Origin of the sequence: Glycomyces sambucus (assembly GCF_900102815.1) — a bacterium.
In the GTDB taxonomy this organism is placed as follows: Bacteria; Actinomycetota; Actinomycetes; order Mycobacteriales; family Micromonosporaceae; genus Glycomyces; species Glycomyces sambucus.
Genome location: NZ_FNGF01000002.1, coordinates 683,273 through 707,027, shown reverse-complemented (window position 1 = coordinate 707,027; position 23,755 = coordinate 683,273). Strand labels below are relative to the sequence as shown.

The 23,755-nt window shown below is 74.4% G+C and carries 23 protein-coding genes; 9 read left to right on the top strand and 14 right to left on the bottom strand.

The window, feature by feature from the left end; genetic code table 11:
* Window positions 1-18: 18 nt before the first annotated feature.
* Entirely contained in the window at window positions 19-2,325 is a 2,307-nt protein-coding gene (locus BLS99_RS27370) for a M20/M25/M40 family metallo-hydrolase (protein WP_091046787.1), read from the top strand.
* 14 nt (window positions 2,326-2,339) lie between these two features.
* Here BLS99_RS27370 and BLS99_RS08425 read toward each other — a convergent pair whose 3' ends face one another.
* Entirely contained in the window at window positions 2,340-3,383 is a 1,044-nt protein-coding gene (locus BLS99_RS08425; protein ID WP_091046783.1) for an aldo/keto reductase, read from the bottom strand.
* An 89-nt stretch (window positions 3,384-3,472) separates the two neighbouring features.
* On the opposite strand from BLS99_RS08425, the gene BLS99_RS08420 reads away from it, so the two are divergent.
* A complete protein-coding gene (locus BLS99_RS08420; RefSeq protein ID WP_091046781.1) occupies window positions 3,473-4,081 on the top strand; it encodes a TetR-like C-terminal domain-containing protein in 609 nt (202 codons plus the stop codon).
* A gap of 36 nt (window positions 4,082-4,117) precedes the next feature.
* Here BLS99_RS08420 and BLS99_RS08415 read toward each other — a convergent pair whose 3' ends face one another.
* Window positions 4,118-4,456 (bottom strand): antibiotic biosynthesis monooxygenase family protein, encoded by a 339-nt coding sequence (locus tag BLS99_RS08415; RefSeq protein ID WP_091046778.1) that lies wholly within the window; start codon window positions 4,454-4,456, stop codon window positions 4,118-4,120.
* A 102-nt stretch (window positions 4,457-4,558) separates the two neighbouring features.
* Window positions 4,559-5,059: a MarR family winged helix-turn-helix transcriptional regulator gene (locus BLS99_RS08410; protein ID WP_091047845.1), complete on the bottom strand. Its 501-nt coding sequence runs from the start codon at window positions 5,057-5,059 to the stop codon at window positions 4,559-4,561.
* 236 nt (window positions 5,060-5,295) lie between these two features.
* Here BLS99_RS08410 and BLS99_RS08405 point away from each other — a divergent pair, with 236 nt between their 5' ends.
* Entirely contained in the window at window positions 5,296-5,781 is a 486-nt protein-coding gene (locus BLS99_RS08405; RefSeq protein ID WP_091046776.1) for an RDD family protein, read from the top strand.
* A 4-nt stretch (window positions 5,782-5,785) separates the two neighbouring features.
* Here BLS99_RS08405 and BLS99_RS08400 read toward each other — a convergent pair whose 3' ends face one another.
* Together BLS99_RS08400 and BLS99_RS08395 are read right to left on the bottom strand one after the other, a co-directional pair.
* Window positions 5,786-6,421: a hypothetical protein gene (locus BLS99_RS08400; RefSeq protein ID WP_091046773.1), complete on the bottom strand. Its 636-nt coding sequence runs from the start codon at window positions 6,419-6,421 to the stop codon at window positions 5,786-5,788.
* 38 nt (window positions 6,422-6,459) lie between these two features.
* Window positions 6,460-8,370: an acetoacetate--CoA ligase gene (locus tag BLS99_RS08395; RefSeq protein WP_245712186.1), complete on the bottom strand. Its 1,911-nt coding sequence runs from the start codon at window positions 8,368-8,370 to the stop codon at window positions 6,460-6,462.
* Between the two features lie 157 nt (window positions 8,371-8,527).
* Between BLS99_RS08395 and BLS99_RS08390 the strand changes: the two genes are divergently transcribed.
* Window positions 8,528-9,700 (top strand): acetyl-CoA C-acyltransferase, encoded by a 1,173-nt coding sequence (locus tag BLS99_RS08390; protein ID WP_091046766.1) that lies wholly within the window; start codon window positions 8,528-8,530, stop codon window positions 9,698-9,700.
* Between the two features lie 18 nt (window positions 9,701-9,718).
* On the opposite strand, the gene BLS99_RS08385 is transcribed toward BLS99_RS08390, so the two are convergent.
* From BLS99_RS08385 to BLS99_RS08360, 6 genes are all read right to left on the bottom strand, one after another.
* A complete protein-coding gene (locus BLS99_RS08385) occupies window positions 9,719-11,635 on the bottom strand; it encodes a helix-turn-helix domain-containing protein (RefSeq protein WP_091046763.1) in 1,917 nt (638 codons plus the stop codon).
* Between the two features lie 45 nt (window positions 11,636-11,680).
* The gene (locus BLS99_RS08380) at window positions 11,681-13,015 is read right to left on the bottom strand and encodes an MFS transporter (protein ID WP_091046759.1); all 1,335 of its coding nucleotides are present in this window, start codon (window positions 13,013-13,015) and stop codon (window positions 11,681-11,683) included.
* A gap of 33 nt (window positions 13,016-13,048) precedes the next feature.
* Window positions 13,049-13,828 (bottom strand): SDR family oxidoreductase, encoded by a 780-nt coding sequence (locus BLS99_RS08375; protein WP_091046755.1) that lies wholly within the window; start codon window positions 13,826-13,828, stop codon window positions 13,049-13,051.
* A gap of 89 nt (window positions 13,829-13,917) precedes the next feature.
* Complete coding sequence (locus BLS99_RS08370) at window positions 13,918-15,126, bottom strand: MFS transporter (RefSeq protein ID WP_176953254.1); 1,209 nt, start codon at window positions 15,124-15,126, stop codon at window positions 13,918-13,920.
* A gap of 143 nt (window positions 15,127-15,269) precedes the next feature.
* Window positions 15,270-15,809 (bottom strand): SUKH-4 family immunity protein, encoded by a 540-nt coding sequence (locus BLS99_RS08365; RefSeq protein WP_091046748.1) that lies wholly within the window; start codon window positions 15,807-15,809, stop codon window positions 15,270-15,272.
* Between the two features lie 278 nt (window positions 15,810-16,087).
* A complete protein-coding gene (locus tag BLS99_RS08360) occupies window positions 16,088-17,191 on the bottom strand; it encodes a winged helix DNA-binding domain-containing protein (RefSeq protein ID WP_091046744.1) in 1,104 nt (367 codons plus the stop codon).
* 96 nt (window positions 17,192-17,287) lie between these two features.
* On the opposite strand from BLS99_RS08360, the gene BLS99_RS08355 reads away from it, so the two are divergent.
* Together BLS99_RS08355 and BLS99_RS08350 are read left to right on the top strand one after the other, a co-directional pair.
* Entirely contained in the window at window positions 17,288-18,277 is a 990-nt protein-coding gene (locus tag BLS99_RS08355; protein WP_091046740.1) for a phosphotransferase family protein, read from the top strand.
* Window positions 18,274-19,581, top strand: coding sequence for an MATE family efflux transporter (locus BLS99_RS08350; RefSeq protein ID WP_218126358.1), 1,308 nt, complete (start codon window positions 18,274-18,276; stop codon window positions 19,579-19,581). The genes BLS99_RS08355 and BLS99_RS08350 overlap by 4 nt, the downstream gene beginning before the upstream one ends.
* An 8-nt stretch (window positions 19,582-19,589) precedes the next feature.
* Here BLS99_RS08350 and BLS99_RS08345 read toward each other — a convergent pair whose 3' ends face one another.
* Together BLS99_RS08345 and BLS99_RS27365 are read right to left on the bottom strand one after the other, a co-directional pair.
* Window positions 19,590-20,243 carry a response regulator gene (locus BLS99_RS08345; RefSeq protein ID WP_091046738.1) on the bottom strand — a complete coding sequence of 218 codons (654 nt, stop codon included), beginning with the start codon at window positions 20,241-20,243 and terminating at the stop codon, window positions 19,590-19,592.
* Window positions 20,231-21,349: a sensor histidine kinase gene (locus BLS99_RS27365; protein ID WP_091047839.1), complete on the bottom strand. Its 1,119-nt coding sequence runs from the start codon at window positions 21,347-21,349 to the stop codon at window positions 20,231-20,233. Before BLS99_RS27365 ends, BLS99_RS08345 begins: the two co-directional genes overlap by 13 nt.
* Before the next feature lie 134 nt (window positions 21,350-21,483).
* Between BLS99_RS27365 and BLS99_RS08335 the strand changes: the two genes are divergently transcribed.
* The gene (locus BLS99_RS08335) at window positions 21,484-21,855 is read left to right on the top strand and encodes a DUF6069 family protein (RefSeq protein WP_091046735.1); all 372 of its coding nucleotides are present in this window, start codon (window positions 21,484-21,486) and stop codon (window positions 21,853-21,855) included.
* Window positions 21,852-22,121 carry an alpha/beta hydrolase family protein gene (locus BLS99_RS08330; protein WP_091046732.1) on the top strand — a complete coding sequence of 90 codons (270 nt, stop codon included), beginning with the start codon at window positions 21,852-21,854 and terminating at the stop codon, window positions 22,119-22,121. Before BLS99_RS08335 ends, BLS99_RS08330 begins: the two co-directional genes overlap by 4 nt.
* Here the strand turns inward: BLS99_RS08330 and BLS99_RS08325 are convergent.
* Window positions 22,102-22,734: a dihydrofolate reductase family protein gene (locus BLS99_RS08325; RefSeq protein WP_091046728.1), complete on the bottom strand. Its 633-nt coding sequence runs from the start codon at window positions 22,732-22,734 to the stop codon at window positions 22,102-22,104. The two genes, BLS99_RS08330 and BLS99_RS08325, sit on opposite strands and share 20 nt — an antisense overlap.
* Before the next feature lie 119 nt (window positions 22,735-22,853).
* On the opposite strand from BLS99_RS08325, the gene BLS99_RS08320 reads away from it, so the two are divergent.
* Window positions 22,854-23,729: a LysR family transcriptional regulator gene (locus BLS99_RS08320; RefSeq protein WP_091046725.1), complete on the top strand. Its 876-nt coding sequence runs from the start codon at window positions 22,854-22,856 to the stop codon at window positions 23,727-23,729.
* Window positions 23,730-23,755 lie beyond the last annotated feature (26 nt).

Below are 23,755 nucleotides of genomic sequence, written 5' to 3'. Positions count from 1 at the left end.
CCCCGCCGGAGGTCCCGCATGCGCGGCCCCATCCTCAACCTGCCCCCGCAGCCCTGGGCCGCGCTCGCCGTCCTGGCCGCCTTGGCGCTCATCGGGATCGGCAACTGGGCGATCGACGCGACCCCGCCCGCCCCGGTCGCCGCCGACGCCCCCGAGGACGAGTTCAGCGCCGACCGCGCCTGGGCCACCGTCGAGGCCATGGCCGCCGAACCGCACCCCATGGGCACGCCCGCCCACGACGCCGTCCGCGACCACCTCGTCGGCGAACTCGCCGCCCTCGGGTTCGACACCGAGGTCCAGACCCAGCTCGCGCGCGACTCCGGCGAAGGCGACGCCCTCGTCCGCTTCGGCCTCGTCGACAACATCGTCGCCACCCTCCCCGGCACCGACCCGACCGGCACGGTCCTGCTCACCTCCCACTACGACTCCGTCCCCTCCGGACCCGGCGCGGCCGACGCCGCCTCCGGCGTGGCCGCCATCCTCGAATCCGCCCGCGCCCTCAGCCTCGAAGGGCCGCAGCGCAACGACGTCGTCGTCCTCATCACCGACGGCGAGGAGATGGGCCTGTTCGGCGCCGAGGCGTACGCCCGCACCCACCCCGCCGGCGACGCCCCCACCGTCGTGTTCAACCTGGAGGCCCGCGGCGTCTCCGGCCCCTCCCTCATGTTCGAGACCTCCACCGAGAACGCCGCCCTCATCGACGTCTTCGCCGGCGCCGCGCCCCACCCCTACGGCGACTCCTCCGCGATCGAGGCGTACCGCCAGCTCCCCAACGACACCGACTTCACCCGGTTCCAGGAGGCCGGCTACATCGGACTCAACAACGCCTTCATCGGCGGCGCCTCCTGGTACCACACCCCCTACGACGACACCGACCACCTCGACCCCGCCAGCCTCCAGCACCACGGCGCCAACACCCTCGGCACCGCCCGCGCCCTCGCCGCCATGGACCTCGCCGACCTCGACACCGGCCACGACCAGACCTTCTTCGGCTTCCTCGGCCTGTTCGTCCACTACGACGACACCTGGAACCTCCCGCTGGCCCTCCTCGGATTCGCCGCCGTCATCGCCGCCGCCGCGATCGCCCGCGCCCGCCCCGCCCTGAGCCTGCCGCGCCTGGTCCTCGCCATGCTCACCTTCCTCGCACCCGTCGCGGTCTCCGGCGCCGCCGCGGTCGGGCTGTGGCCCCTCCTCCAGGCCCTGCGCCCCGGCTACGGCGACCAGTACGGGCTCCTGTTCAACCGCACGTTCTACTTCCTCGCGGTCCTCGCCTTCGCCGTCGCCGCCCTCACCGCCTGGTACGCGGCCGTGCGCCGCCGCCTCGGCGAGGCCGCCGCCGCGCTCGCGCCCCTCGCCTGGCTCGCCGTCCTCGGCACCGCCACCGCGGTCGCGATCCCCGGCCTGTCCTTCGTGTTCGCCGTCCCCGCCCTCGCCGCCGCCGGACTCCTCGTCGCCATGCTCCTCGACGACCGCACCCGCTGGGCCCGCCTCGTCGGCTACGGCTGCTTCGCCCTCGCGCTCATCCCCGCCGCCGTCCAGCTCTCGTGGACCGCGAACCTCATGGAGGCGTTCGGACTCGAACTCGCCGCCGTCCCGGCCGTCCTCATCGTCCTGTTCGCCGCCCCCGCGCTGCCGCTGCTGACGATGTGCCGCTTCCGGCTCCGCCTCGTCCCGGCCGCCGCCGCGCTCACCGCGCTCGCCCTCGTCGGCGCGGGCCTCGCGTTCGACCGCTTCGACGCCGACCACCCCCGCCAGGCGTACCTGTCCTACGTCCTCGACGCCGACACCGGCACGGCCGCATGGGTCTCCACCGACCTCGACCGCTCCGAATGGACCTCCCGCTACGTCACCGAGGACGGCCTGGAGGAGTCGGGCCTACCCGACGCCTACACCGACGCCGCCCGCCCCGGCACCGGCTCCGGCCCCGCCGCGGCCGCCGACCTCGCCGCCCCCACCGCGGTCTTCTCCGCCCGCACCGGCACCTCCGCGACCCTCCAGGTCGCCTCCGCCCGCGGCGCGAACACCATGTGGCTCGCCGTCTACGGCACCGTCGACCGCGCCGAGGTCGTCCTGGCCGACGGCACCGCCGCCGAGGTCCCGGTCGCCCCGCCCGCCGAGGCCGGCGACCCGGCCCTGATCTGGTTCTACGACGTCCCCGCCGAGGGCTTCACCCTCACCCTCCACGGGGACGTCGCCGAGGCCACCGTCTTCGACCAGACCCACGGCATCGAGGACCTCGACGGCTACACCGACCGCCCCGAGGGCCTCATGCGCTCGCGGGACCGCCTCTCCGACACCGTCACGGTCGCTGCGGCGGCGGTCTAGGCCGCCGCCTGCGCTCAAGCCGCCGCGACCACGGGCGGGTTGACGCGCGCGAAGCCCTCCTGGCGCTCGTACGGGTAGTACGGGTACGGGGCGGTCTTCGCGCTGGCCCTGTCGAGCCGCGCCACCTGCGCGGCGTCGAGCTCCCAGCCGAGCGCGCCGAGGTTCTGGCGCAGCTGGTGCTCGTCGCGGGCGCCGACGATCACCGAGCTCACGGTGGGCCGGCGCAGCAGCCAGTTCAGGGCGATCTGCGGCACCGTGCGCCCGGTCTCGGCGGCGACCTCGTCGAGGACGTCGACGATCCGGTACAGCGCCTCGTCCTCCACGGGCGGCCCGAACCGCGCGGTCTCGTGCAGGCGGCTGCCCTCGGGCACCGGGCCGCCGCGCCTGATCTTCCCCGTCAGCCGCCCCCACCCGAGGGGGCTCCACACCACGGCGCCCACGCCCTGGTCCACGCCGAGGGGCATGAGCTCCCACTCGTAGTCGCGGCCGACGAGCGAGTAGTAGACCTGGTGCGCGGCGAAGCGCGGGCGTCCGAGCCGGTCGGCGGCGTCGAGGCTCTTCTGGAGCTGCCAGCCCGCGTAGTTCGACGCGCCGGTGTACCGGATCTTCCCGGCCCGCACGAGGTCGTCGAGGACCGACAGGGTCTCCTCCACGGGGGTGCGGGCGTCGAAGGCGTGCAGCTGGAACAGGTCGATGTAGTCGGTGCCCAGGCGCCGCAGCGCGGCCTCGACGGCGCGGGTGAGGTGGTGGCGCGAGGCCCCGGCCGCGTTGGCGTCCTCGCCGACCGGGAGCCCGGCCTTGGTCGAGATGAGCGCCCGGTCGCGGCGGCCCTTGAGGGCCGCGCCCAGGACCTCCTCGGAGGCCCCGTCGGAGTAGACGTCGGCGGTGTCGAACATGGACATCCCGGCGTCCAGCGCGATGTCGACCATGCGGCGGGCCCCGTCGACCCCGGTGTCGCCCCAGGCGCCGAAGAGCGGGCCGGAGCCGCCGAAGGTGCCGGCGCCGAAGGACAGGGCGGGGACGTGGAGGCCGGAGCGGCCGAGGCGGCGGTGTTCCATGGCGGATCCCTTCTAAAGGAACTAGCGTTCCGTTAACGTGAGGTCTAAGCTAGCTCGGAACGCACGCCTAACGCAACTGGAGTCCCGTTATGAATCAGGTCACCGGCGCCCCCGGCACCTCCCGCCCCGGCGGGCGCACCGCCCGGGTCCGCGAGGCCGTGCTCCGCGCCGCCGGAGACGCGCTGGTGGACAAGGGCATCGGGGGAGTGGACCTCGCCGAGGTGGCCCGCCGCGCAGAGGTCGGCAAGACCACTGTCTACCGCCGCTGGGGCACCGTCCCGGGCCTGGTCGCCGACATGCTCGCCGAGATGGCCGAGTCCTCGCTCCCGCGCGCCCGCACCGGCGCGCTCGACACCGACCTGGCCGCGCTCGCCGGGCTCATCCTGAAGACCCTCGCCGACGCGCGGCAGGGGCCGCTGTTCCGGGCGATCATCGCGGCCGCCGCCTCCGACGCCCAGACCGCCGCGGCCCTGCACCGCTTCTACCGCGTCCGGATCGAGGAGTGGGCCCCCTGCGTGAACGAGGCCGTCGCCCGCGGCGACGTCCCCGAAGGGACCGACGCCGCCGAGGTGGTCCGGGCGCTCTCGGCCCCCCTCTACTACCGCTTCCTCGTCAGCGGCGACCCGCTCGACGCCGGCGTGGCCGAGCGTGCCGCAGTGGCGGCCTCGGCCGCCGCCCGCGCCGGCGTCTACGCCTGACCGCTCCGAACCCCTTGTGCCCGTAGCGGTGCGGCCTCAGCCGGCCAGTCCGGGCTCGGCGAGCAGGTCGGCGGTGATCTCCAGGTGCATGACGGGGAGCGATTCGGCCACCGAGACGGACATCATCGCCTCGCCTTCGGCGTCCTCGTGCTCGCAGCGGTCGGGTGCCTCGCGGTCGGGCCAGCGGGCGTACGCCATCCAGAGCCCGTCCTCGGCCCGGTGCAGGCGGGAGCCGTACCCGCCGCAGGACCGGTGGATCGCGTGCGTGACCCGCGACCACCCCTCCACGAAGAGGTCCTCGTAGCCGGGGCGCACCCGCCACCGGTGGACGACCGCGTACCCGCCCTCGTGCTGGGGCACCCCGCTCGCTGCCATCGCCATCCTCCAGAACCTCTCAACGTTGAGACAAATTATGGACAATGGACTGCCTCAATGTAAAGCAAGTGAACGTTGAAATATTCGAGGGCCGTAGCGGTCTCAGTTCGGCGAGCGCTCCTCGAACGATTCGAGCAGTGCCGAGAGGTGTCCTACCAGGAGCTTGCGCTCCGTCTCCGACAGGCGCTCCAGGAACGTCGCCTGGTTCGCCACGTGCTTCGGATAGACCTCCTCGACGACCTGCATCCCCTTGGCCGTCAGCCTGATCCGCACCACCCGCCGGTCCTCGGTGCCCCGGACCCGCTCCACCAGCCCCTTGCGCTCCATCCGGTCGATCCGGTTCGTGATCGCGCCGGAGGTCACCAGGGCCGTGCGCACGAACTCGGTGGCCGTCAGCTCGTGCGGCGCCGCCGTCCGCCGCAGGGAGCACAGCACGTCGAACTCCCCGGTCTGGAGGTCGTACCCGGCCATGAACCGGCGCATCTCCGCGCCCCAGTACTGCGCGAGCCGCATCAGCCGCGCCACCGCGTCGATCGGGGACGGATCCACGTCCGGGCGCGCGCAGCGCCACTGCTCCACGATCGCTTCCACACTCTGCGACATGCCCACCCCATGCTGAGTCCTGTAACGCCGAACCCTACCGCTCCGGGCCGCAACGGAACAGGAGCCGTCCTCACTGGTTGGGACGAGTCGTCGAAGCAACGACCGGCGGAGGACCGGCGGGACACCGGCAGGATCGCCGCCCTATCGGCGCGGCGTCCACGGAACCGCAGGTCGCGACGGCGCCGCCGCGGACGCCTGGTGCGGATGCGACAGGATGCGGCGCTAAGGTCGTCGCCATGGCCACAGGGAAGATCGAGACGTTCGGCGACGGCACCCCGTACATCCCGGCCGGCGGCTGGAGGGTGTTCTTCGCGTGGATCGTCGACTTCACCGTCTACCTGGTCGGGGTCGTCGTCGGCTTCGTGACCCTGGCGGCGATGGACCTGGTGGTGGACCTCGGCGACAACATCCCGGTGTTCGGGCTGCTCGGCCTGCTCTTCGGCGTGCCCCTGCTGTACGGCCTGTGCTTCCGCAACGGGCGCGGCCTGGGCGCCGTCTGGGCCGGCACCCGCCTGGTGCGCCGCAGCGACGGCGGCCGCATCGGCGCGAAGGGCCCGTGGGCGATGCTGGTGCGCACGATCCTGCTGCCCTTGCTGATCATCGGCGTGGTCGCGGGCGGCGGCTACGCCCCCGACATGATCAAGCGCGTGAGCATCGACGTGGCCAAGACCCGCCGGCTCCAAGAGGAGCGGCGGGCCGGGTACCTCCCCCCGCGGGTCTGATCCCCTACTCCTCGACCGGCCGGAGCACCGGCGCGAACGCCACGGCGTCCTCCGGGAAGTGCTCGGCCGCATAGGCTTCGAGCTCCGGGCTGACCAGGAGCACGTCGGTCACGAGGACCCCGCTCGCCTCGTCCGGGAAGCTCCCGAACACCAGCGACGGGAACTGCTCCGCCAGCTCGGTGCCGAACGCCTCCAGCTCGGCGGCGCCCAGGTCCTCGGCGGGGTCGCCGATCTCGGGCTCGGTGTACTGGAGCTCGGGGTGGTCGGCGAGGTCGATCTCGTCCATCGTCAGCGGGTCCCCGGTGACGGTGAACGCCTTGCCGTCGAAGGTCCCGGTGACCACGAAGGTGCCCCAGCGGACGCCGCTCGCCTCCTCGTGCTCGACCGCCTCCCAGTCCCAGCCGGTGACGGGCAGGCCCGCGCACTGCGGGGGATAGGACTCCGCGACGACCGCGCACAGTTCCGCGCTGTCGCGTTCGACCCCCTGGTAGACCGTGATCGATCCGGTGTAGACCGTGTCCTCGGCGACCGCGTCCGCGTCGCCCTCGCCGCCGGCGTCGGTGGTGCCGGTCCCCTGGCCGCAGGCGGCGAGCGCGACGATCGCCGCGAGCGGGAGGAGCCGGTGCAGTGTCGTGTTCATGGGGGTTCGACGCCGCGGGCGCGTCCGCGGTTCCCGATTCATCCCTTCGGCCGGAACGCCTCCAGCGCGGCCGGGTTCGCGAGCGAGCCGCGCGCCACCGCCTGGTCGACCGGGACGCCCTGGAGGATGCGCTTGACCGGCACCTCGATCTTCTTGCCGGTGACGGTGCGCGGGATCTTCGGGACGGCGACCACTTCGTCGGGCAGGTGCCGCGGGGACAGCTCGGAGCGGATCGCCGTCCGGATCGCGGCCTCCAGCTCGTCGTCGAACGCCGCGGTGACCTCCACGAACACCAGGAGCCGGTCCTCCTCGTCCAGGTGCACCACGAGCGAGTCGGCGACGCCGGGGACGGCCTCGACCACCGAGTAGAACTCGGCGGTGCCCATGCGCACGCCGCCGCGGTTCAGCGTCGCGTCCGAGCGCCCGGAGATCACCGCGGACCCGCGGTCGGTGACGGTGATCCAGTCGCCGTGGCGCCAGATCCCGGGGTACCGGTCGAAGTAGGTGTCCTTGTAGCGCTTGCGGTCCGCGTCGCCCCACAGGCCCACCGGCATCGACGGCATGGGGGAGGCGATGACGAGCTCGCCCTCGCGGCCGATCCCGTCGCGGCCGTTCGGGTCGAAGGACTGCACGTCGGCGCCCAGGCACCGGCACGACAGCTCGCCGCGCCACACCGGCACCGTCGGCGCGCCGCCGATGAACCCGGTGCACAGGTCGGTGCCGCCGGACAGGGACTGGAGCTGCGCGGTCGCGCTCACCGACTCGTACACGTAGTCGAACCCGGCGGGCGGCAGCGGCGCGCCCGTGGACCCGATGCCCTTGAGGCGCGAGAGGTCCGCGACCTCCTTGGGCACCACGCCGCGGTCGCGGCAGGCCATGAGGAACGGCGCGCTCGTCCCGAAGTAGGTCGCGCCCGACTCCTCCGCGAGCCGCCACAGGCCCTCGGGGTCGGGGGCGCCGTCGAAGGCCACCACCGCCGCGCCGACCAGCGGCGCGGAGGCGAGGTAGTTCCACATCATCCAGCCGGTGGTCGAGTACCAGAAGAACCGGTCGCCGGGGCCGAGGTCGTGGTGGAGGCCGAGCATCTTCGCGTGCTCGACGGCGATGCCGCCGTGGCCGTGGACGATCGCCTTCGGCAGGCCCGTCGTCCCCGAGGAGTACAGGATGTACAGCGGGTGGTCGAACGGGACGGGTGCGAACGCCAGCTCCCCGTCGCGCCCGAAGTCCGCCCACGTCTCGCCGGTCCCGAACCCCTCGTCCAGGTACGGGAACGTCACCACGGTCTTCGGGTCCAGTTCGGCCACGACCTGCGCGATCTCGCGGTCGCGGCGGATCGTCTTGGCGCCGTAGCGGTACCCGTCGGCGACGAACAGCACCGCGGGCTCGACCTGCCGCAGCCGGTCCACGACCGCCCGCGCGCCGAACTCGGGCGCGCACGAGGAGAACACCGCGCCGATCGACGCCGTCGCGAGCATGAGCGCGTACGTCTCGGGCACGTTCGGCATCCACGCCGCCACCCGGTCCCCGCTGCCGACCCCGGCCGCGAGCAGGCCCGCGCGCAAGCGCGCGACCTGCGAGCGCAGCTCGGCGAGCGTCCACTCCACCGGTGCGCGCGTGTCGGAGTAGCCCAGGACCGCGACGTCTCCGGCGTCCATCCCGGGCGCCGCGAGCACCGCCTGCGCGTAGTTCAGGCGCTCGTCGGGGAACCACGACGCGCCGGGCATCGACGCCGCGGGCAGCACCCGGTCCTCCGGGACTGGCCCGCCGAGGCCGAAGTACTCCCACACCCCGCCCCAGAACAGGCCGGGCCGGTCCACCGAGCACCGCCACAGGTCTCGGTACGCGCTCAGGTCGGTGCCCGTCCGCCCGGACAGCCACCTCCCGAACGCGCCGATGGTCGTGGTCTCGCCCGCGTCGGGCCGCGGACGCCAGAGCACCTCGCCGGTCACGCACTGCCTCCTTCGATGGGGACCGCCTCCGGTCCGGTGACCAGTCTCCCCGAACCGGCGGCCGAACCGCAGTGGCCCGCGCCCACATACCGGCGGCCGAAAGTGTGGGACTCCGGACCATGGCACCGAAGACGTCTCACATACTAGGATCTGCCCCATGGGAACCGCGAACCGACCCGAGACCACCGTCATCCTCGCCGCCGCACGCACCCCGATCGGGCGCTTCGGCGGCGGCCTGGCCGACACCACCGCCACCGACCTGGGCGCCGCCGCGATCAAGGCCGCGCTCGAACGCTCCGGCGTCGGCCCCGAACGCGTCGGCCAGGTGATCCTCGGCCACGTGCTCCCCGCCGGATGCGGCCAGAACCCCGCCCGCCAGGCCGCCGTCGCCGCGGGCGTCCCGATGCACGTGCCGAGCCTGTCGGTGAACAAGGTCTGCCTGTCGGGCATGACCGCCGTCGGCATCGCCGACCGGTTCCTGCGCGCCGGGGACTTCGAGTTCGTCGTCGCCGGGGGCATGGAGTCCATGACCCGCGCCCCGCACCTGCTCCCGCTCTCGCGCCGCGGCTTCAAGTACGGCGACGTGACCATGCTCGACCACGCCGCCTTCGACGGCCTCACCGACGCCTACGACGGCGTCTCCATGGGCGAGTCGACCGAGGCCCACGCGCAGGCCGCGGGCCTGACCCGCGCCGAGCAGGACGCCTTCGCGCTCGCCTCGCAGCTCAAGGCCGCCAAGGGCACCGCAGACCGCGCCGCCGAGATCACCCCGGTCACCACCCGCAAGGGCGTCGTCGACGCCGACGAGAGCCCGCGTCCGGAGACCACCCTCGACGGCCTCGCTTCCCTTCGCGCCGCCTTCGCCTCCGGCGGGGCCCTGACCGCCGGGAACTCCTCCCCGATGAACGACGGCGCCGCCGCGCTCGTCCTCACCACCCGCTCCACCGCCGAGCGCCTGGGCCTGGCATGGGAGTCCGAGATCCTCTCGTACGCCACCGTCGCCGGGCCCGACAACTCGCTGCTGCACCAGCCCGCCCGCGCCATCGCGGCCGCCGCCGCGCTGGCCGGGACCGCGGTCGCCGACTTCGAGGCCGTGGAGATCAACGAGGCGTTCGCGGCGGTCGCGCTCGCCTCGATCGGCGAACTCGGGGTCGACCCCAAGCGCGTCAACCGCGACGGCGGCGCCATCGCGCTCGGCCACCCGCTCGGCGCCAGCGGCGCCCGCCTGGTGCAGACCCTGTCCCGCCAGCTCCCCAGCGGCGCGGTCGGCGCCGCCGGGCTGTGCGGCGGCGGGGGCCAGGGCGACGCGATCGTCCTGCGCGCCAGGTAGCACGGGTCGGCGCCGGGCTCAGCGCCCGGCGCCCGAGAGCCGGTGCACCCGCAGCGCGAGCTGGACCTCCAGCGACCGCGCGGGGGAGTTCCAGTCCCGGCCCAGGACGGCCGCGACCCGGTCGAGCCGCTGCGAGACCGTGTTGATGTGGACGTTCAAGGCGGCCTTGGTCTTCGCGAGGTGCCCGCCCGCGGCGTAGTACGCCTCCAGCGTCCCCGTCAGGTCCGTGCCGCGCCGCGCGTCGTAGTCCAGGAGCGGCCCGATGGTGCGGCGCACGAACGCGTCCGTGCCCGACTCGCCGAGCAGGACGCCGATGAAGCCCAGCTGCTCCATGCACGCGCCCTCGCCCCGGCGGCCCAGCGTGAGCATGGCCTCGGCGCACCGCACGGCCTCGGCGTACGCCTCCGGCAGGCGCTCGGGGTCGTCCACGGCCGCCGACGCGCCCACGGTGACCGGCCGCCCGGCGACGCGCCCGAACGCGGTGGCGAGCTTCGCGGCCCGCTCGCCGGGCTCGTCCGCGGGCAGCAGCAGGACCGGCCTGCCGTCCCTGCCCCCGGCCAGCCCGCCCTCGGACCGGGCGTGCCGCTTGGCCTCCGAGGCGGTCCGGGGCCCGGCGGCGGCGTCGCAGTCGAGGACGAACACCGCGTGCGGCCGGTGCAGGTCGATGCCGAGCTTCCCGGCGCGCAGCCGCAGGCTCGATCCGCCGCTGCGCCGCCGCCCCGCGTCGGTGAGCAGGTCGTCCAGCAGCTCCCCGCGCACGCGGTCCTCCGCGTCGGCCACGGACCGGCGAAGGAGCAGCAGCAGCGCGGTCACCAGCGCGGCCCGCTCGAACAGCTGCCGGTCGGCCTCCCCGAGATCGGGCCGGCCCCCGAGCACGATGCTGCCCAAGGGCTCAGGGCCCGCCATGACCGCGCACACCCACAGGCCCTCGGCGAGGACCGCGCCCCGGCACGCCTGCGAGCCGTCGACCCCCTCGGCCGCGAACCGGACCCCGCCCTCCCCGGCGCGGGCGAGTTCGGCGCCCTCGGCGTCGTAGATCCCGATCGTCCCGGCGAACAGCTCGGCGGTCTGCGAGGCGAGGTCGGCGACCTCGCCGCCGGAGAGCACCAAGCCCGTCAGCCGGTCGTGCGCGTCGGCGGCCCGCCGCAGGGCGCCGTTCAGCCGCGCGGAGGTCTCGGCCGCGCGGCTGCGCTCGCGCAGCGCCTGCCGGGCCTCCTCCAGCTGCCGGACGCTCTCGATGGCGACCGCGGCGTGGTTCGCGAGCGACACGAGCATCGCGATGTCGTCGGGCGCGAAGCCGCGCGGCGCCCGGTCCGCGGCGAACAGCACCCCGATGACCTGCTCGCCCACGCGCATCGGGACGCCCACGATCCCGTGGACGCCCTCCTCGGTGACGGCCGCGTCGATCCGCTCGGTGTGGTGGAACCGCGAGTCCACCCGGTAGTCGGTGCTCGCGTACGGCAGCGCCGTCTCCGCGACCAGCCCGCCCAGGCCCTCGCCCATGCCCAGGCGCAGCTGCTGGAACTTCGCGGACACCGACCCGTCGGTGACCCGCATGAACGTGTCCCCGGCCTCGAGGTCCTGGAGCGCGATGTAGGACAGGTCCGCGCCCAGGAGCGTCCGGGCCCGGTGGACGATGGCCCGCAGGACCGAGTCGAGGTTCCGCAGCGCGGCCAGGTCGCCCGCGGTGTCGAACAGGGCCGCCAGCTCGGCCTCGCGGCGCCGCCGCTGCGCCAGGGTCCGCCTGATCCGCAGCGCCGCGGTCGTCGCGTCCTCGACCGCCGCCACCGCCGCGGCCGAGGCCCGGGACCGCTTGAGGTCCCGGGCCGGGCCGGCGAGGTCGTCCTCCGGGGTGTCCGCCGCGATGAGGCCGATGAGCCGCAGCAGCGCCTCGGCCGCGGGGCCGACGCCGTCGTCGTCGCGCTCAGGGGACACGGGAGGGCTTCTTTCCGTACAGGGGGCGGGCTCGTCCGAGTGTAGCTACGCCCTGACGTCGCTGGTCAGGTCGCGGCCCCGGGTCTCGCGGATGACCGCCGCCGTGATCGCGGTGACCACCGCCGCGGCGCACAGGTACACCGAGACCGGCGTCGAGGACCCGGAGTCGGCCAGGAGCTTCACCGCGACGATCGGCGCCAGCGCCCCGGCCACGATCGACGCGAGCTGCGACCCGATCGCCGCGCCCGAGTAGCGCACCCGGGTGTCGAACAGCTCCGACACGAACGCCGCCTGCGGGCCGTACATCGCGCCGTGGAACAAGAGGCCCACGGTCACCGAGAGCGTCACGGTCCAGAACTCCCCGGAGTCCACCAGCGTGAAGAACGCGAACGCCCACGCGGCCATGCCGATCGCGCCCACGAGCGTGACCGCCCGCCGCCCGATCCGGTCCGACAGCGCGCCCCACAGCGGGATCGTCACGAAGTGGACCGCCGAGGCGATGAGCACCGCGTTCAAGGCGAGGCTCTTCGGCAGCTCCAGCTGCACCGTCACGTAGACGAGCACGAACGCCGTGAGGATGTAGTACGAGACGTTCTCGCCGAACCGGAGCCCGATCGCGCCGAGCACCTCGCGCCAGCCGGTGCGGAACACCTCCACGATCGGCGGGCGCTCCTTCGTCCCGCGCCCGGCCTTCGCGGCCTGCGCGGCGAGGAACACCGGCGACTCCGACACCGAGATGCGGATCCACAGGCCGATGACGACCAGGACCCCCGAGAGCAGGAACGGCACGCGCCAGCCCCAGGCGAGGAACGCCTCCTCGGACTGGACCACGGCCAGCAGCGCGAGCACGCCCGTGGCGAGCAGGTTCCCGCCGGGCGCCCCGGCCTGCGGCCACGAGGCCCAGAACCCGCGGTGCCTCGCGCCGCCGTGCTCGGAGACGATGAGCACCGCGCCGCCCCACTCGCCGCCGAGGGCGAAGCCCTGGACCAGGCGCAGGGTCGTCAACAGGATCGGTGCGGCGGCCCCGATCATCGCGTAGGTGGGCAGCAGGCCCATCGCGAACGTGGCGCCGCCCATGAGCAGCAGGCTGAGCACCAGGAGCTTCTTGCGGCCGAGCCTGTCGCCGAAGTGCCCGAAGACGAGGCCGCCGAGCGGGCGGGCGAGGAAGCCGATCGCGTAGCTGAGGAACGCGATGAGCGTGCCCGTCAACGGGTCGTCGGTGGGGAAGAACGCGGTGTTGAACACCAGCGCGGCGGCCGAGCCGTACAGGAAGAAGTCGTACCACTCCACGGTGGTGCCGACCAGGCTGGCGGTGACGATGCGGCCGATGCCGTTGCGGCGCTTGTCGACCGGTGAGGGAGTGAGGGCGGTGTCGGTCATGGGCGTACCTGTTCTGGTAGGGGGCGGAAGGGGCTAGTTGGCGGTCCAGCCGCCGTCGAGCGTGAGGGAGGAGCCGGTCGCGAAGCCGCCGCCGGGGCCGCACAGCCACAGCACGGCCGCGGCGACCTCCTCGGCCTCCAGCAGTCGCTTGACCGGGGTCCGGTCGAGCAGCACCGACGCGAGCGGATCCGCGGTGCCTCCGGCCGCGAGGTCGTCGAGCTGGCGTTCGACCAGCGGCGTGCGCACGTAGCCGGGGTTGACGCAGTTGCTGGTGATCCCATGCGGGGCGCCCTCGATCGCGGCGACCTTGCTCAGGCCCTCCAGGGCGTGCTTGGCCGCGACGTACCCGGCCTTGTTCGCGCTGGCGCGCAGGCCGTGCACGCTGGAGACGTTCACGATCCGGCCCCAGCCCGCGCTCTTCATGTGCGGCAGGCACCGCTGCATGAGCAGCAGGGGCGCGGTGACCATGACGCGGTGCATGAGCTCGAACCGCTCCGGCGGGAACTCGCCGAGCGGCGCCACGTGCTGGAAGCCCGCGTTGTTGACCAGGACGTCGATCTCGCCGGGGAGCCCGCCGATCGCCGGCAGGTCCGCCAGGTCGACCACGTGGGCCCGCCCGCCGACCGCGTGCGCGACCTCGGTGACCGAGTCCGCGTCGCGGTCGACGGCGTGGACGTGCGCCCCGGCCGCGGCGAGCGCGACCGCGCACGCCCGCCCGATCCCGGACCCGGCGCCGGTCACCAGCGCCGTCCGTCCGGACAGGACCCCGTCGGCCGCGGACGCGCCCGCCGCAGCGGGTGTTACGGTATTCATGCAGGTAAATGCTAGGGACGCACCCCCCGCCTGACCATGTGACCGCCCCACACAATTCTCGCCCGACCCGTGTGGCCGAGCCCCACCCGCTACCGAGCGGCGGCGCCCGCCGCCTCCCGCGGCACGCGCGCCGGATCGGTGGTGAGGATGCTCGTCACGACCGCCGCCGCGGCGAAGAGGGCGCCGGTGAGGGCGATGTGGCCCGCCCCCGCGTGGGTCAGGGTGAGCCCGCCGATCGAGGAGCCCAGGGCGATCCCGACGTTGAACGCCACCGAGTTCGCGGCCGAGGCCGTGTCGGTGCTCCCCGGCGCGAACTCCATGACCCGGTTCTGGAGCGCGGGGCTGAACATGCCCATCGACAGGCCCGTCAGCACGATCACACCGCCGGTCACCCACGGCCCGGCCCCGAACGCCCACAGCGCCGCGAATATCGAGGCAAGCAGGACCAGCGGCAGCGTCACGGCCAGGCGCTGGCTCCGGTCGGTGAGGACCCCGCCCGCCGCGATGCCGCCGAAGTCGGCGAGCCCGCGCATGAGCAGCAGCGGCCCGAGCATCGCCGCCGACATCCCGGCCACGGCCGTGATGATCGTCGAGGTGTACGTGTAGACCGCGAAGAACCCCGCCACCGAGAGCACCGTCGTCGCCAGCACCAGCGCGAACCGGCGCGCGTCCGGCGTGGTGCCGCGCCCGGCGTGCTCGTTGCGGGTCGGCTCGGCGGGCAGCGCCGCCAGGAGGGTCGCGAACGCGACCAGGCCCATCGCCGCGATCGCCAGGAACGTGACCGGCCAGCCGGCGCGCTGGCCGATCCAGGTGGCGCCGGGGACGCCGAGCATCGGGCCGATCGAGCCGCCGGTGTAGACCACGGCCATGACCCGGCCGCGCACGCGGACGGGGAACATCCCGGCCGCCACGGGCCCGACGACGCCCCAGAACACGGCCTGGCTCAGCGCGGTCGCGATCCGCGCGGCGAACAGCATCCCGTACGCCGAGGCCGCCGCGGAACCGGCGGTCGCGACGATCATGACGGCCATGAGCGCCAGCAGGAGCGGGCGCCGCGGCACCCGGGCGACGAGCTTCACCAGCGGCAGCGTGAGCACCGCGACGGTGACGCTGTAGGCGGTGACGAGCAGGCCCACCTGCGACTGCGTCACGTCCAGGTCCCGGGCGATCTCGCCGAGGAGCCCGACGGGGACGGTCTCCACGGTCACGTAGCAGAACGCCGCCACGGCGAGCGCGACGAGCGCGGCCACGGAGCGGCGGTCGAAGTCGGAGGGTTTCACCGGGGACGGTCCGGACACGGGCACCTCGTTCGCGTCGGCTGCGGGGGCAGCGCTGGCGGGCATGGGGACAGGGGCCCTGTCCGTGAGGCGCCGGGAAGGCCGTCGGAAGCGTACTGCGGATCGGGGCGGTCGGCGAGCGGGATTCCCACGCCGCGGGCCGCTCAGGGGATGCGGTACTCCAGCTGCGTGAACGTCACCGACCACCACGACTCGGGGTCGGCGAACGCGGCCGGGTCGATCTTCGCGAGCGTGCTGCGCAGGACCGCGGCGCGCCGGGCGCGCCCGGCGCGGCCCGTGTCCTGGTTGACGAACTCCGCGAAGTGGTACAGGAACTCGCTGAGCGCCTTGAAGCTCGCGTTGACGAGTTCGAGGGTGCCGTCCCGGACGCCGAGCATGAGGACGCGGCCGGAGGCGGTGTCGAGGCAGAACAGGGTCGCCTCGGGGTCGGCGGGCACCGCGCCCACCACCAGCAGCCTGAGCGTGACGGCGGGCCCGCGTTCGAGGTCGATGCGGGAGAACAGCTCGTGCCGCCCGGTGAGGTAGCCGGTGTAGACCGCGGACATGTCGACCGGCAGGAGGTCCACGTCGGGGTACGCGCGGGCGGGCGCGGCGAACTCGCGCATCCAGCGGCTGCGCGGGAAGCGGACCACGTTGTCGGGCCCCCACGCCTTGACGTACTCCCGGAGGGCGCGCATGCTCATCCCTCGACTCCTCCACGGCAGGGCATTCGGACGACGGTGCACTCGGACAACAGGGCACGGGGTCGACAGGGCACCTGGACGACAGTGCGCTGGCACGACCGTGCACGCCCCTCAATGGACGATAGGCGAAACCGCCGACTGCGGCGGGCCGCCGCCGGTGGCGCGAGCGGCGCGGGAGGCGCCGTGCCGGTCGAGTGACGGCAGTGCTGCTTTCCGTCACCGAAACCACCTGTTCGGCCGAGGGCCCATCCCCCATGCGGCCGAACAGGTTCAGGACGCTAGGACACCGGGTCGGCGAGGACCAGGCGCCGGTCGGGGTCGTCCGGGGCGATGAAGTCGAGGAGCCGCGCGCCCTCGGCGGCGACGGCCGCGGCGTCCGCGTCGGCGAGCGGGCGCGTCGGGGTCACCGTCACCTCGGTGCCCGCGACGGTCCACGTGGCGGCCGCGAACCCGTCGACCAGGACCATCGGGACGCCCCCGGCCGCGCCTGCGGCATAGCGCTTGCGGTCCTCGTCGCTGATGACGCGGGTGCGGTCCCGGTGGCCCAGGAGCGCGTTGTCGAACGCGGGCAGGAACCGCACCGGCACCTCCCCGTCCGCGTCGGCGAGCACGCCGTCCGGGAGGTCGAACAGCTCGGTGCTGTTCTCGCCCTTGAGGACCCGCAGCGAGGGCCGCATCGCGTCGAACCGCTCGCGCAGCCGCGTCAGGCCCGACCACGCCTGCGCGTCCATGACGCTCGCGGGCCCGAACGCCGCGAGGTAGCGCCGGATCAGCCCGTCCAGGTCCCGGTCCTCGCGCATCGGCACCCCGGTCTGCTCCTCGGCGAGCGCCACGGCCACGTTGCTCGGGTGGCGCCAGCCGCCCCAGGCGCCGTTGCGCGCCGCGTGCGTCAGCGCCGCCGTCACCTCGACGGTGTCGGCGAGCCGGCCGGCGTGGCGCCCGGGGAACCGCTCGGCGAGCAGCCGCCCGAACTCCTTGCGCGTCAACGTGCTCCCGGCCAGGATCTCCCGCCCGGCGCGGGTGAGCTCGTCGAGGTCGAGCCCCTCGATCTCGCTCGCGTAATAAGAGGACTTGAGCGCGGTCGCCACGACCGGCTGCACCGCCGGGCGCACCCACGCGTAGTCCGCGGCCGACGAGACATGCACCGTGCGCCGCAGCGTCAGCGACCGCACGGCCCGCCCGTCCCGCAGCAGCGCCGCGAGGTCGTCGTGCGCGAAGGGCGCCAACCGGGTCCACAGGCCGATGTACGGGCTGTTCGGATGCTGCCCCTGCATCGCCACCAGGTGCTCGATGGCGGCGAGCGGCGCGAGCGCCACCCGCTCGGTGAGGAGCTGGCGGGCGAGCAGGGTGCGGTTGAGGGCGCGGGTGCTGATGACGGACACGCCGCCATTCAACCGCACGTGCACCACTGCGCCCGCGGCCAGAACCGGAATGCGCGTACACGACACCGGCTCGCGCAGGGGAGTACGGTGTCCGCGATGGAGAGCATCACCAAGAACCGCCAGACCCCGGACGCCCTGCGCGCCATGATCGCCCGCGCCTACGGGCCCGACCTGGTCCCCGCGGGCGAGGACTTCGCCGCCGAACTGGGCCACGGCTGGTTCAACGTCGCCTACCGCATCCGCCTGCGCGACGGCCGCGACACCGTCCTCAAGGTCGCGCCCCCGCCCGGGGTCGCCGTCATGACCTACGAGCGCGACGCCATGGCGATCGAACTCGCCGCGCTCGCGCTCGTCCGCGAGCGCACCACCGTCCCCGTCCCCGCCGTCGACTTCGCCGACACGGCCCTCGACCTCTGCGACGCCCCCTACTTCTTCATGCCCTACATCGACGCCGACAACCTCGGCGTCGTCCGCGAGGACCTGCCCGAGGCCGAGGTCGCGGCGTACTGGGAGGCCATCGGCGCGCTCAACGCCGAACTCAACGCGATCACCGGCCCCGGGTTCGGGCCGCTCCTCGACCCGCGCCACGCCACCTGGCGGGCCGCGTTCGGCGAGATCGTCGCCGACGTCCTCGCCGACGGGGAGCGCCGGAGCGTCGACATCGGCTTCGACTACGCCACCGTCCACGAGGTCTTCGCCGCCCACGCCTCCAGCCTCGACGAGGTCGCCGAACCGCGCTTCGTCGAATGGGACCTGTGGCCCAGCAACGTCATGGTGAAGGACGGCGCCGTCGTCTGCGTCATCGACCACGAGCGCGCCCTCTGGGGCGACCCGCTCTTCGAGGCCGGGTTCTGCGGCGTGGAGGTGCCCGTCTTCGGCGACTCGGACGCGTTCCTGCGCGGCTACGGCCGCGCCGGGCTCACCGGGACCGAACGGGTCCGCCGCCGCCTCTACGGCCTCCACCTGCTGCTGGTCATGACCATCGAGACCGTCTACCGCGGCCACACCGACCCCGGCCAGTACGACTGGGCCCGAGCGCAGCTCGCCGACCTCATGGCCCGCTTCGGACACCGCCCGCGGCCGTGACCGGGCACCCCGAAGGCGTCGAGGCGCTGGCGGCCCGCCCGGTCGGGCGCCTGCTGTGGCAGGGCTCGGCGCAGGCGACCATGTCGGTCGGGGTCTACGGGGTCTACGCGCTCACCAACGCCTGGTTCGTCGCCCACGGCGTCGGCCCGACCGCGATGGGCGCGGTCAACCTCGTCGCGCCCGTCATGCTCGCCCTGGGGGCGCTGTCGACCACCGTGGGCGCGGGCGGGGCCTCGCTCGTCTCCCGGCGCCTCGGCGCCGGCGACACCGACGGGGCCGCGCGCGCCGCGGGGAACACGTTCGTCGTGTTCTGGGCCGGCGCGATCGCGTTCGGCGCCATCGGGCTCGCCGCGCTCGAACCGCTCCTGACCGCCCTGGGCGCCGAGGGCGCCATGCGCGGCCATGCCCGCGACTACGCCGTGGTCATCCTCGCTTCGACGCTCGTGGCCACGGGCTTCTCGGCCCTGGTCCGCGCCGAGGGGCGGATGCGGTTCGCGATGCTGCTGTGGGTCGGCCCGGTCCTGGTCCAGATCGTCCTCGACCCGCTCCTGATCTTCGGCCTCGGCATGGGCGTGCGCGGCGCGGCCCTCGGCGCGGTCGGCGGGCAGGCGTTCTCGAGCGCGCTGAGCCTGTGGTTCTTCTTCGCGCGCAAGGACCGCCCGTACCGGATCGGCGCCGCGCACCTGCGACCCGACCGGGCCACCGTCCGCGAACTCCTCGCGGTCGGCTCGCCGTCGATGCTCGCCGGGCTCGGCGCGGTGCTGCTCACGGCCGTCGTGAACAACACCCTCGGCACCGTCGCCGCCGTGACCGCGTACGCGGTCTGCGCGCGCGTCCAGACCTTCGCCACCATGCCGCACCTGGGCATCAGCATGGGCATGCAGCCCATTGCGGGCCTGAACACCGGCCGCGGCCGGCCCGACCGGGTCCGGCGGGTGCGCCGCCTCGCCCTGCGCGCGACCCTCGCCTACGGCGCCCTCGCCGCGACCGCGGTCGTCCTCACCGCCGGGCCGCTGACCACCGCGCTTCTCGGCACTCCCGCGCCCGAGGCCGCGGACGCCTTGCGGCTCATAGCGATCGGCTTCGCCGTCGCCGGTGTCGCACCGCTGGTCGCCGTGTACTTCCAGGCCGTCGGACGGCCGCGGCCGTCCTATCTGGTCTCTGTTGGCACGATCGTCGCCGTCAAGGTCCCCGCGGTCCTCATCGGCGCGACGGCCGGGACCACGGGCGTGTGGATCGGGCTCCTCGCGGGCGAACTCGCCTCGGCCGCACTCGCCTTCGCGGTCCTGCGGCGGCGCGCCTAGGGCCCGCGCTACACCAGGTCCGCGTCGTGGGCGAGCAGCGCGATCTGCGTCCGGTTGCCCAGTCCGAGCTTGGTGAGGATGCTCGACACGTGCGACTTCACGGTGGTCACGCTCATCGACAGGGCCGCGGCGATCTCGGCGTTCGACTCCCCGAAGCCGACCGCGACCGCCACCTCGTGCTCGCGCGGCGTCAGCACCGCGAGCGCGGCCCTCGCCCGCTCGTACGTGCCCGCCTGGACCACGGTGCGCTCCATGAGCCGCCGCGTGACCCCGGGCGACAGCATCGGCTCCCCGGCCGCGACCTTCGCGACCGCCTCAGCGATCCGCGCCGGGGGCGTGTCCTTGAGCAGGTAGCCGCTCGCGCCCGCGCGGAGCGCGTGGAGGATGTTCTCGTCGGTGTCGAACGTGGTGAGCATGACGACCTCGGGAGGATCGGGCCGCGCCCGGACCCGCCGGGTCGCGGCGAGCCCGTCGACGTGCGGCATCTGCACGTCCATGAGGACCACGTCGGGGGAGTGGGCGTCGACCGCCGCCAGCGCCTCCCGGCCGTCCCCGGCCTCGCCGACCACCACGATCCCGCCGACCCCGTCCAGCATCATGGACAGCCCGGCCCGGACCAGGGCGTCGTCGTCGACGAGGAGCAAGCGGATCACGTCGGCCATGGTATCCGGGCCGCGAGCCGGAACCGCCCCTCCTCGCCGCCCTGCTCGGAGGGGCCGTGATCGAGCGTCCCGCCCGCGAGCCGCACCCGCTCGGTCAGTCCCACCAGGCCCAGCCCGCTCCCGGGCACCGCGGGCGCCGTGCCCGCGGCCGGGAGCGGGTTGGCGACCTCGACCAGCAGCTCCCCGCCGGGCCCGCCGCGCAGCGCGACCCGGGCCGGGAGCCCGGCGGCGTGCTTGCGCGCGTTCGTCAGCCCCTCCTGGACCACCCGGAACGCGGTGCGGCCCAGCGAGGGCGGCACGGTCCCCTCGCGCGCGTCCGCCACCTCCACGACCTGGCCCGCCGCCCGCGCGTCGGCGAGCAGCGACTCCAGGTCGTCGAGCGTCGGCTGCACCCCCGCGTCGCCGTCCTCGCGCAGCAGCGAGATGACCTGCCGCAGCTCCTCCAGGGCCTGGTGCACGCCGTCGCGGACCACGCCCGCGGCGAGCGCGACCCGCTCCGGCGGCGCGTCGGGCCGGAACTCCAGCGCCCCCGCGTGGGTCGCGACCAGCGACAGGCGGTTCGCGAGCACGTCGTGCATCTCCCGCGCCAGCCCGCGCCGCTCGGCCGCCCGCGCCTCCGCGACCCGCCGCCCCTGCTCGGCCTCGGCCCGCCGCGCCCGTTCACGCAGCGATACCACCAGCGCCATCCGCGACTTCGCCAGCGCCCCCCATCCCAGCAGCGCCCCGTACGCGACCGCGACCAGCAGCGCCCACCAGCGGAACCCCAACGCCGGCAGCGGATTCCACACCCACTGGAGCAGGTGCGCCGCCACCCCCGCGGCGGCCACCGCGACCGCCGTGCGGAAGCGCCCGCGCCACGCCACCTGGAGCGCCCCGATCGTGGCCGCCGTCGTCGCCACCGGCGACAGCACCGCGAGCGCGGTCGCCGCGAGCGCCCCGGTCACCGGCCGCCACAGCTGCGCCATCGCGGCCGCGAACGCGAGCACCGCGACCGCGACCTCCAGGGGACCGGGGGAGGGCCGCGACCACAGCGACAGGGCGGTCAGCAGGCCCGCGCCCGCGGCCATGCCGGCGATCTCGGCGGGACGGGGAGCACGGCGGAACATCACCGGCACATGCTAGCCACCGCGCCGCCGGGCCCGTCACCTCCGAAAGTAGGAGGCGGCCCGTCCCGCGGCAGGAGCCCCCGCGACCGCGCGGCCGATGCGCCCGACCCGCCCCGGCGACGAGACTCCTCGTCATGAACCGAACCGCACGCCGACTCCTCGTCGTCCTCGCCGCCGCCGCTGCCGCACTCCTCGTCTGGGCCCTCGCCGTCCCCCTCGCCGGCGTCGACCTCACCGTCCCCCAGGGGGACACGGCACTCACGGTCGGACCCGGCCTCGTCGCCGCCGCCGCGCTCGCCGCCGGCCTCGCCGCCTGGGGCCTCCTCGCAATCCTCGAACGCGCCACCGCCCGCGGCCGGCGCATCTGGACGATCACCGCCGCGACCGTCCTCGCCCTCTCGCTCCTCGGCCCGCTCGGCGCCGCGGGCACCGCGGCCGTCCTCGTCCTCCTCGCGATGCACGCCGTCGTCGGCGGCGTCCTCATCGCCGGGCTGGCGCGCCGATGAGCACCCCCTGGGGCTACCTGGCCTCCGTCGCCGTCCTGCCGTTCCTCGTCGTCCACGGCGACCACGACACCCTCGTGCACCGTGACGACGCCCGCCGCTTCGCCGAGCGGCCGGGCGTCGTCTCCGAATCGACCGCGGCCTACGCCGAACCGCCCGGCGCCCACCACGGCTTCGACCTCTTCGACTCGCCCCGCTTCACCGCCGTCGTGAACGCGGTCGAGGTGTTCGCCGCCGAGGCGACCGCCGTCAGGAACCGCTCCTGCTGAACGTCAGGTGCGTGACGCCGCTGGGCGCCGAGACCGCCTCGACGTCATAGCCCTCCTCGGCCGCCTCCAGCCCGTCCCACAGGCGCACGCCCCGGCCGAGCAGGATCGGCACCACCGCCACGTGCATGTAGTCGATGAGCCCGGCCTTGAAGAAGTCCCGGATCACGGTGGCGCCGCCGCCGATGCGCACGTCCTTGCCGCCCGCGGCCTCGCGGGCGGCCTCCAGCGCCTCCGCCGGGGACGCGTCCAGGAAGTGGTAGGTCGTCCCGCCCTCCATCTCCACCGACGCGCGCTTGTGGTGCGTCAGTACGAAGACCGGGCTGTGGAACGGCGGGTTCGGCCCCCACGCGCCCTTCCAGTCCGGGTCCTCGTGCCAGCCGGGGAAGCCGAACTTCCCGGCGCCCATGATCTCGGCGCCGATGTCGGGGTCGTGCTGGCGCACGAACGAGTCGTCGACCCCGGCGCTCCCGCCCGCCTCCCACCAGCGGGTGGCGAACATCCACTCGTGCAGGCGCTCCCCGGCGTGGCCGAAGTACGCCTCGCGGCTCGTCCCCTCCCCGGTGCCGAAGCCGTCCAGCGAGACCGAGAAGTTGTGGACTCGGACCAGTGACATCAGGTGCTCCTTCGCTCCCCGGGCCGCACGGCGCGGCCCGGTCCTGGTGCGATCATCGCCGCCCGGTGTCATGATGTCCAATGCCAAAACCACTCGCGACCCATTAAGGAACTTGATGGATGCTGAACCCCATTCACCTCCGTGTCCTTGAGGCCGTGGCCCGCCACGGCTCGGTCACCGACGCCGCCAAGGAGCTCCACTACTCCCAGCCCTCCATCAGCCACCACCTGCGCCGCCTCGAAGCCGCCACCGGCGCCACCCTCGTCCAGCGCGCCGGACGCGGCATCCGCCTCACCCCCGAAGGCGAACTCCTCGCCGGGCGCGCCACCGAGATCCTCGGCCGCATGGACGCCGCCGCCGTCGAACTCGCCGCCCGCGTCGGCCTGCGCTCCGGCCGCGTGCGCATCGCCGGTTTCGCCACCGTCCTGAGCACCCTCGTCCCGCGCGCCGCCGCCGCGCTGGCGAGCGCCCACCCGGGCGTCGAACTGCACCTCGCCGACGCCGACCCGGTCGCCTCCCTGGCGCTCCTGCGCTCGGGCCGCGCCGACATCGCCCTGGTCTTCCGCGACGGGGACGCGCCCTTCGAGCCCGACGGGGTCCGGCTCGTGCACCTCCTCGACGACCGCCTGTACTTCCTCAGCGACCGCCCGGGGCAGCGCCTCGAGGACCACGCGGACGCGGCCTGGATCGGCGGGTGCGAACGCTGCCGGGCCGCGACGGTGGCCGTGTGCGAGGCGGCCGGGTTCACCCCGCGCATCGTGTTCTCCAGCGACGACATGGTGGTCACGCACGCGCTCGTGGCCGCGGGCATGGGCGTGGCCGTCCACAACGGCCTCGCGCTCCGGGCCCACCGGGAGCCGGGCGTCCACGCCGTGCCGCTCGACTTCGGCCCGCGCCGCGTCTACGCCGCCACGTACGGCGACCCGCCGGACCCGCCCGCGACGGCGGCGATGCTCGACCTCCTCGTGGACATGGCGGCGCGGGAGGCCCGCTGACCGGGGCGGGACGGCTGGGGCGGGAC

What these genes read in the sequence shown, in the direction of transcription:
- BLS99_RS27370 (WP_091046787.1), top strand. Translation starts at nt 19, where the DNA reads ATGCGCGGCCCCATCCTCAACCTGCCCCCGCAGCCCTGGGCCGCGCTC.
- BLS99_RS08425 (WP_091046783.1), bottom strand. Translation starts at nt 3,383, where the DNA reads ATGGAACACCGCCGCCTCGGCCGCTCCGGCCTCCACGTCCCCGCCCTG.
- BLS99_RS08420 (WP_091046781.1), top strand. Translation starts at nt 3,473, where the DNA reads ATGAATCAGGTCACCGGCGCCCCCGGCACCTCCCGCCCCGGCGGGCGC.
- BLS99_RS08415 (WP_091046778.1), bottom strand. Translation starts at nt 4,456, where the DNA reads ATGGCAGCGAGCGGGGTGCCCCAGCACGAGGGCGGGTACGCGGTCGTC.
- BLS99_RS08410 (WP_091047845.1), bottom strand. Translation starts at nt 5,059, where the DNA reads ATGTCGCAGAGTGTGGAAGCGATCGTGGAGCAGTGGCGCTGCGCGCGC.
- BLS99_RS08405 (WP_091046776.1), top strand. Translation starts at nt 5,296, where the DNA reads ATGGCCACAGGGAAGATCGAGACGTTCGGCGACGGCACCCCGTACATC.
- BLS99_RS08400 (WP_091046773.1), bottom strand. Translation starts at nt 6,421, where the DNA reads ATGAACACGACACTGCACCGGCTCCTCCCGCTCGCGGCGATCGTCGCG.
- BLS99_RS08390 (WP_091046766.1), top strand. Translation starts at nt 8,528, where the DNA reads ATGGGAACCGCGAACCGACCCGAGACCACCGTCATCCTCGCCGCCGCA.
- BLS99_RS08380 (WP_091046759.1), bottom strand. Translation starts at nt 13,015, where the DNA reads ATGACCGACACCGCCCTCACTCCCTCACCGGTCGACAAGCGCCGCAAC.
- BLS99_RS08375 (WP_091046755.1), bottom strand. Translation starts at nt 13,828, where the DNA reads ATGAATACCGTAACACCCGCTGCGGCGGGCGCGTCCGCGGCCGACGGG.
- BLS99_RS08365 (WP_091046748.1), bottom strand. Translation starts at nt 15,809, where the DNA reads ATGAGCATGCGCGCCCTCCGGGAGTACGTCAAGGCGTGGGGGCCCGAC.
- BLS99_RS08355 (WP_091046740.1), top strand. Translation starts at nt 17,288, where the DNA reads ATGGAGAGCATCACCAAGAACCGCCAGACCCCGGACGCCCTGCGCGCC.
- BLS99_RS08345 (WP_091046738.1), bottom strand. Translation starts at nt 20,243, where the DNA reads ATGGCCGACGTGATCCGCTTGCTCCTCGTCGACGACGACGCCCTGGTC.
- BLS99_RS27365 (WP_091047839.1), bottom strand. Translation starts at nt 21,349, where the DNA reads ATGTTCCGCCGTGCTCCCCGTCCCGCCGAGATCGCCGGCATGGCCGCG.
- BLS99_RS08335 (WP_091046735.1), top strand. Translation starts at nt 21,484, where the DNA reads ATGAACCGAACCGCACGCCGACTCCTCGTCGTCCTCGCCGCCGCCGCT.
- BLS99_RS08330 (WP_091046732.1), top strand. Translation starts at nt 21,852, where the DNA reads ATGAGCACCCCCTGGGGCTACCTGGCCTCCGTCGCCGTCCTGCCGTTC.
- BLS99_RS08325 (WP_091046728.1), bottom strand. Translation starts at nt 22,734, where the DNA reads ATGTCACTGGTCCGAGTCCACAACTTCTCGGTCTCGCTGGACGGCTTC.
- BLS99_RS08320 (WP_091046725.1), top strand. Translation starts at nt 22,854, where the DNA reads ATGCTGAACCCCATTCACCTCCGTGTCCTTGAGGCCGTGGCCCGCCAC.